This is a genomic window from Pedobacter sp. 10L46_2 (genome assembly GCF_056395165.1).
Genome location: NZ_JBFTIZ010000195.1, coordinates 1 through 7686, shown reverse-complemented (window position 1 = coordinate 7686; position 7686 = coordinate 1). Strand labels below are relative to the sequence as shown.

9 protein-coding genes are annotated in these 7686 nt (G+C 38.1%); 1 reads left to right on the top strand and 8 read right to left on the bottom strand.

Annotated elements, in window-relative coordinates; translation table 11 throughout:
• The 5 genes from rpsJ to AC1DDX_RS18470 all read right to left on the bottom strand — a co-directional run.
• Positions 1-176, bottom strand: a 176-nt coding sequence (rpsJ, locus tag AC1DDX_RS18490; protein WP_477622387.1) for a 30S ribosomal protein S10, incomplete at its 3' end; no start/stop codon positions are given.
• 59 nt (positions 177-235) lie between these two features.
• Complete coding sequence (fusA, locus tag AC1DDX_RS18485) at positions 236-2350, bottom strand: elongation factor G (RefSeq protein WP_048907450.1); 2115 nt, start codon at positions 2348-2350, stop codon at positions 236-238.
• 17 nt (positions 2351-2367) lie between these two features.
• Positions 2368-2835, bottom strand: coding sequence for a 30S ribosomal protein S7 (gene rpsG, locus AC1DDX_RS18480; protein ID WP_048907451.1), 468 nt, complete (start codon positions 2833-2835; stop codon positions 2368-2370).
• Between the two features lie 16 nt (positions 2836-2851).
• Positions 2852-3265, bottom strand: coding sequence for a 30S ribosomal protein S12 (gene rpsL, locus AC1DDX_RS18475; protein WP_008244597.1), 414 nt, complete (start codon positions 3263-3265; stop codon positions 2852-2854).
• Between the two features lie 283 nt (positions 3266-3548).
• Complete coding sequence (locus AC1DDX_RS18470) at positions 3549-3806, bottom strand: VF530 family protein (protein WP_394367893.1); 258 nt, start codon at positions 3804-3806, stop codon at positions 3549-3551.
• A 12-nt stretch (positions 3807-3818) separates the two neighbouring features.
• Between AC1DDX_RS18470 and AC1DDX_RS18465 the strand changes: the two genes are divergently transcribed.
• Entirely contained in the window at positions 3819-4460 is a 642-nt protein-coding gene (locus tag AC1DDX_RS18465; protein ID WP_288882859.1) for a hypothetical protein, read from the top strand.
• A gap of 127 nt (positions 4461-4587) precedes the next feature.
• Here the strand turns inward: AC1DDX_RS18465 and AC1DDX_RS18460 are convergent, their stop codons facing one another.
• The 3 genes from AC1DDX_RS18460 to AC1DDX_RS18450 form a co-directional block, all read right to left on the bottom strand.
• Positions 4588-6552: a M1 family metallopeptidase gene (locus AC1DDX_RS18460; RefSeq protein ID WP_288882857.1), complete on the bottom strand. Its 1965-nt coding sequence runs from the start codon at positions 6550-6552 to the stop codon at positions 4588-4590.
• 75 nt (positions 6553-6627) lie between these two features.
• Positions 6628-7365 (bottom strand): hypothetical protein, encoded by a 738-nt coding sequence (locus tag AC1DDX_RS18455; RefSeq protein ID WP_288882855.1) that lies wholly within the window; start codon positions 7363-7365, stop codon positions 6628-6630.
• Between the two features lie 92 nt (positions 7366-7457).
• Positions 7458-7686: ArsC/Spx/MgsR family protein (locus tag AC1DDX_RS18450; protein WP_477622386.1), on the bottom strand; the 229-nt coding region annotated here is incomplete at its 5' end.

Genomic DNA, 7686 nt, shown 5'->3' with positions numbered 1-7686 from the left:
TTTTTGTTCACGTGTGGTGAACGCAAAACTGTGAATATTTTCTTTTCTGTTGGCAACGGAATCGGTCCGCTAACCACTGCACCCGTAGGTTTAACAGTCTTTACGATTTTCTCAGCAGATTTATCTACCAAGTTGTAATCGTAAGATTTTAATTTAATTCTGATTCTTTGGCTCATGGTATTTATTTAATTAAGGCGCCGGTTAGAGCTATTAATAACCGGCTGCCAATTTATTTTTATTCTACAGATTTAATTCTGCCTTTTGATTTAGCAATTACTTCGTCCTGAACGTTTTTCGGAGCTGGCTCGTAGTGATCAAACTCCATTGTAGAGGTTGCACGACCAGAAGTAATAGTACGTAACTGAGTTACATAACCAAACATCTCAGAAAGAGGTACAGTTGCTTTAATTACTTGAGCACCGTTACGTGTATCCATTCCTAAAAGTTGACCACGACGACGGTTCATATCACCGATTACATCTCCCATGTTTTCTTCAGGAGTAAGGATCTCGATTTTCATGATTGGCTCCATCAACACAGGGTTACATTTAGGTAATGCCTCACGATATGCCATTTTAGCTGCAAGTTCAAAAGATAAAGCATCTGAATCGACTGCGTGGAATGAACCATCAATTAAGCGAACTTTCATGTCTGGTAGTGGGTAACCAGCCAATACTCCGTTAGCCATAGATGCAGCAAATCCTTTTTCTACAGATGGGATAAATTCACGAGGAATTGAACCACCAGTAATTTCGTTAACAAACTGCAATCCACCTTTTTCCCAATCAGCATCGATAGGAGAAATAACAACTTGGATGTCCGCAAATTTACCACGACCACCAGATTGTTTTTTATATGTCTCACGATGTTGAACAGTTCCATTAATTGCTTCTTTGTAAGCAACTTGTGGTGCACCTTGATTAACCTCAACTTTGAACTCACGTTTTAAACGATCGATCAAAATATCTAAGTGAAGCTCACCCATACCAGAGATAACAGTCTGGCCAGTTTCCTGATCAGTTTGAACTCTAAAGGTAGGATCCTCTTCAGCTAATTTAGATAAGCCCATACCTAATTTATCAATATCAGCCTGAGTTTTAGGCTCAATTGCTAAACCGATAACCGGCTCTGGGAAATCCATTGATTCAAGAACAATTGGATGTTTCTCATCACAAAGTGTATCACCTGTTTTGATATCTTTAAATCCTACTACCGCAGCAATATCACCAGCACCTACATTAGGAATTGGATTTTGCTTGTTAGCATGCATTTGGAAGATACGAGAAATACGCTCTTTGTTTTCAGAACGTGCATTATAAACGTATGAACCAGCTTCTAGGTTACCTGAATAAACACGGATAAAGCACAAACGACCTACGAAAGGATCCGTTGCAATTTTAAATGCTAAAGCTGCAAAAGGCTCATTAATGTCTGGCTGACGAGTTACTTCCTGACCAGTTTCTGGGTTAGTACCTGTGATACCATCCACATCCATTGGCGAAGGCAATAATTCCATTACCAAATCAAGCATGGTTTGAACACCTTTATTTTTGAAAGATGAACCACACACCATAGGAACGATTTTAGCATCTAAAGTAGCTTTACGCAATGCATCAAGAATCTCACGCTCAGTGATTGAACTTGGATCTTCGAAGAATTTCTCCATCAAAGACTCATCGTAATCAGCAACTGCTTCTAATAAATTCTCTCTCCATTCAGCAACTTCATCAACCATATCTGCAGGAATTGGAACCTCAGTAAAGGTCATACCTTTATCATGCTCATTCCAAACAATACCACGGTTATTGATCAAATCAACAACACCAGTAAAGTTATCTTCAGCACCGATTGGTAACTGCAAAGGAACAGCATGACTGCCCAACATATCTTTAACCTGTTTAACAACTTTTAAGAAGTCAGCTCCAGAACGGTCCATTTTATTAACGAAACCTATACGAGGAACTGCATAGTTGTTAGCTAAACGCCAGTTAGTTTCAGATTGAGGCTCAACACCATCAACTGCTGAAAATAAAAACACCAATCCGTCAAGTACACGCAATGAACGGTTTACCTCTACGGTAAAATCCACGTGTCCAGGAGTATCGATAACGTTTACCTGATATTTATTACCACGGTAAGGCCAGAATACAGTTGTTGCAGCAGACGTGATTGTTATCCCGCGTTCAGCTTCCTGTACCATCCAGTCCATGGTTGATGCACCTTCGTGTACCTCACCAATCTTGTGGTTTACCCCAGCATAATAAAGGATACGCTCTGTTGTTGTAGTTTTACCTGCATCAATGTGAGCTGCGATCCCGATATTTCTAGTAAATTTTAAATCTCTTGACATTATAATAATTTCAAATATTAGAAACGGAAATGTGAGAACGCTTTGTTAGCCTCAGCCATTTTATGCGTATCTTCTTTCTTTTTCACTGCTGCACCTTCACCTTTAGCTGCTGAAACAATTTCACCTGCTAATTTTTCTTTCATGGTTTTTTCACCACGTTTACGAGCGTAAGAAATTAACCATTTCATGCCTAAAGCAATCTTACGGTCTGGTCTTACTTCTGTAGGTACCTGAAAGTTAGCACCACCAACACGGCGTGACTTAACCTCTACTGCAGGCATTACATTTGCTAAAGCACGTTTCCATACTTCTAAACCATTCTCACCAGCTTTTTTCTCAGCTAATTCAACAGCATCATAAAAAATATCATATGCGATAGATTTTTTTCCATCGTACATCATATTATTTACAAATCTCGTCACCTGAACATCGTTAAATTTTGGATCAGGAAGGATAATTCTCTTTTTTGGTTTTGACTTTCTCATTTTTCTTTCCTCCTAATTATTTCTTTTTACCTTTTGTTGGTGCCGCTGCTACTTGTCCTGGCTTAGGACGTTTAGTACCATATTTTGAACGACGTTGGTTACGACCAGCAACTCCTGAAGTATCTAATGCTCCACGGATGATGTGATAACGTACACCTGGTAAATCTTTAACACGTCCACCACGTATCAATACGATTGAGTGCTCCTGTAAATTGTGACCTTCTCCAGGGATGTAAGCGTTAACCTCTTTACCATTGGTTAAACGTACACGTGCAACTTTACGCATTGCTGAGTTTGGTTTTTTAGGGGTAGTGGTATATACACGTGTACATACACCTCTTCGCTGTGGACAGCTGTCCAACGCCGGAGACTTACTCTTGAACTCCAGTGCTACTCTACCTTTTCTAACTAATTGTTGAATGGTTGGCATTGTTCTTTTTTGTTTTTCTTATTTTATGTTTAAAAACTTTACCCCTCAATAAGGGACTGCAAAGGTAAGACAATACATTTTATAAATCAAGGGGTTAACACAAAATTATTCAAACCATAAGATTCACAGAATAAATAATAAGAGTTCTATATGGGGTATTCGGGTTTGGGATGAAAGCAGATTAAGAATTGGTATGGGATCCCTTTGGAAAACAGATACTTTTTTCAGAAGCACCCTCGAACAAACCTCGAAGCAGCATCGAACCTGTCTTAAAGTAATCGCGTTAATGAAAGGTGTTCAAGTATAATTTCTCTACTTTTTTCCTGGCCCAGTCAGTTTTACGTAAAAACTTAAGGCTCGAATTCATAGTAGGATTATTATTAAAACAAGCAATTTTAACAAGAAGACCCAATTCTTCCCAGCCATAGTGCCATACAAGTTGTTTTAGAATAAACTCGAGTGTTTTTCCGTGTAATGGATTATTTTTCTGCTCTTCTATGGCCATGCCACAAAAATAATAAGAATAACTAAATTTGGACATAAATAAAAATATATGAATTTCAAACTAGGAGACTTTGTTCGTTTTGTTGACGAGAATTTAGAAGGGTACATTACCAGAATTATCGACAAAGATACCATCGGTGTTACTGATGCCAATGATTTTGAAATACCGGTTTTGGCATCTAAAGTAACATTAGTACATGGTGAAATTATAGAAAATGACATTGTTACCAACCGCCCTGCCCCTGTTATACCTCAGGCAGAGTTTATAAAAGATGGTGTATTTCTTGCCATCGTAACAGATCAGCACAGTAATTCTGTAGCACACTTTCATATCGTAAATGAAACGTCTTTCCAATTACTTGTTAGTTTAACTACTGAAAAAGGTGGAAATTTTAAAGGTGAGTTCGCAAACATTTTGGCTCCTCATTCAGCTAAAAAAATCTATTCAGATCAACTTGGCGACATACAGATCTGGCCTAAGTTTAATATTGAAGTGTTGTTTCATACAACAGCTAATGTTGAACCTAAACCTCCTATCGTTATAAATAGAAGCATAAAAGGCAAGGATCTTTCTGTTGCTAAAGAAGATATTAGTTTGCTGAAGCAAAAAGGATGGTTAATTCGTCTCGATGAGCCTGAACCATTAATTGATGCTCAAAAGCTGAAAGAAAGTTTTTTCAAAAGCCACTAAATAAAAGTAGCTGCGTCATGCTGCAGCACAAACCGTCATCTCGACGATAGGAAAGATTCTTGAATGAATATAACCAAGAGATCTCTCCTATCGTCGAGATGACGGCCGCTTTAAAAACAACCCATTATTAGTTTTTCTTCCATTTATTATTATCGTTATTCACATCGGGCAATAGATTCTCCGGATCCAAAACAACCGACACTACCTCTTCAGTTGTAGGGTAAGGTACGGTCCATACATTATTCCGCATCCAAACATCAACCGGGATTTTTACACGGTCAGTTTTACCACTTTTGGTTTTAATCTCCAAAATAATCGGCATTGGCATTTTTTCCAGATTGGCAACAACTATGTTATACCCTCTGGCCTCATCCCTGTTAGATTCTGTTACGCTAACAATAGCCTGATCCATTTTCCAGTTTTCAAGAAACCATCCTCTCCAGAACCACGAAAGGTCTTCTCCTGCACCATTTTCGATAGAACGGAAAAAATCATCTGGCATTGGGTGCTTAAAAGCCCAATGATCTATGTATTGTCTAAAAGCATAATCAAAACGATCCGCCCCTAGTATTACGTTTCTCAATATATTCAATCCCTGAGCGGGTTTATAGTATAAATTCCCTCCAATATTACGTTCTCTCATAGCATCGGGGCTCAGCATTATATATTCTACTTCCGGACTTTGCTGCTTGTCGGCAATCTTATGCATATCATCAGGAGTTTTTTTGTACTCGCCATTATTAAATGCAGCCGATGAAATTCCATTAATAAAAGTATTAAAGCCTTCGTCCATCCAGCCATATTTACGCTCATTACTGCCCACAATCATAGGAAACCAAGTATGCCCAAATTCATGATCTATAACTCCCCAGGCACTCCCTTTTTTGGCTTTCCAGCCACAAAAAACAATTCCCGGATATTCCATCCCCCCAACATTACTGGCAACATTTACAGCCATAGGGTACGGATATTCAAACCATTTATCGGAATAATGCTCTATTGATGTTTTAACATATTCAACCGCTCTGCCATAACCATCGCTGCCGTTACTTTCAACAGGATGAGCAGAAACAGCCAGTGCTTTCTTGCCACTTGGCAAATTGATACGTGCAGCATCCAAAACAAATGCTTTTGACGATCCCCAGGCAACATCCCTGGCATTTTTAATTTTAAATTTCCAGGTGAGTTTATCTTTAGCAGGGCGGGATTTTGGATCCTTAACTTCAGATTCAGATCTTATAGATATTGTTTTATCGCTAGCCTTTGCTTCATTCCATCGTTGTAATTGCACAGGCGTAAAAACCTCTTGTGGATTCAACAACTCACCAGATCCCATAACAATATGATTTGCTGGCGCGGTTACAGCGAAATCAAAATCACCATACTCGCAATAGAACTCCCCTGCTCCCCAATAAGGTAAGGTATTCCATCCTAGAACATCATCATACACACACATGCGAGGGAACCACTGCGCTATCGCGAATATTTCACCATTTTTAGTTGTTAAATGCCCCATACGATCAGATCCATTAATGGGAATAACGAAAGAGAAATTCATTTTTATTGTTACTACATCTCCTGCAGCAGCCATTGGTTCGGCTAGTCGTATTTGCATACGGGTATCTTCTATCAAAGAGGTAAACTTAACTTCTTTCTGTTTTTGCAATACAGTTAAGCCTTCTATTTTATATCCGCCGTTTAGCTTTTCACCTCTGGCCCCATACCTACTTCCTGCAGCGATAAGTGCATTTCCTCTAGAATCCGGTGCAAATAGATTTTGGTCAAGCTGTAGCCATAAATAAGGTAATTTATCTGGGCTATTATTTTTATACGTAATAGTAACGGTACCAGTTATTTTATTATTTCCTTCATCCAAATCTGCAGTAATAGAATAATCGGCATGATTCTGCCAGTATTTTGGCCCCGGATAACCACTTGCTGATCTGTATTCATTTCCATTTTTAGTATAAAAAAGTGGACTAAATGCAGCATGTGCATCGTAATTACCAGCATTTGGATCTGTTTGCTGCGCTACTGTAGTCAAAGCAAATGCGCACAACAATACCACTAGTATGGTTGACTTGTAAGACATATAAAAGTTTAAGTTTATAGATTTGGAAATAAAGGTATAAAATCCAACCTATCCCCTGGTAATGTAACGACTTTATTAATTTTTCTTTAACCTTGGTACCTGAGGTGGTTTTCTTTGAGATGGAGGCAATTTTAGCCACTTATGGTAGGCCTGAACAGTATAATATTTATAGTCGAATGGCCTGTTGCTTTGCACTGTTGCAACAGGTGGCCTGTACATGGTCATAAAATCTTTTAATTCCTGACCCTTTAACTTTACCAGATCTGAAACATAGGCTTCAGTAAAAACACTTTTTATCTCATTTTCGTATTGATCCTTCTCTTCCAGATCCTTTACTTTGGCCTGCTGCTCTTTATACTTGCCATATCCCAAATTTAGCTTAAGGCCACCAGCTCTTGAAACATTAGGTTTACCTTTATAATCATCCGCCTCAACCCTTTTAAATTCTTTAGCCTCAGGATCCGGAGCTAAAATTGTAGGATTTATTTTTGCACTTAAGATCTTTACCTCCTTTAAACTGGTTGAACTGCCAGGAAGGAATACTGTTTTTGGAGAAAGGTTGGTAAGATAAAGTGTGTCTTTATGATAACCATTTAAAGAAAACTCCAATACATCCCCAATCTTAGCTGCAAGCGAAAAATTACCCGAGGCTTTCGTTTTTGTGCTTTGGTTATTATTAAAATTCTTAACATTTACCTCCTGAAGCGGCAAAGTCTTTATCTCAAAATCATAAACAGTTCCCGAAACAACATCTTGCGCCCAAAGTGATAGAGGAGCCATTAAAATCAATGCAAACAAAAGTTTCTTAAGCATATTCAAATATAACGCTGTTTAAGTGTCACGTTAACTATTTAACAAACATTAACAGCAAAATGTTCCTTTATTAAGATGATTTTTTCGAAATACTATTTTAAAGCGTTTTGGTAATTTTCTTCACTAAAGCTAATTAAAATGGGCTTTCCATCAACTTCTATTATTGGACGTTTAATGGCACTAGTATAAATCATTAAAACTTTAATAGCACTTTCTTTACTGTTTACCTCTTGTTGTTCCTCGGTACTTAGTTTTTTCCAGGTAGTACCTTTTTTGTTAAGTACATTCTCCCAACCAAATGTATCACACCAGGTATTTAGT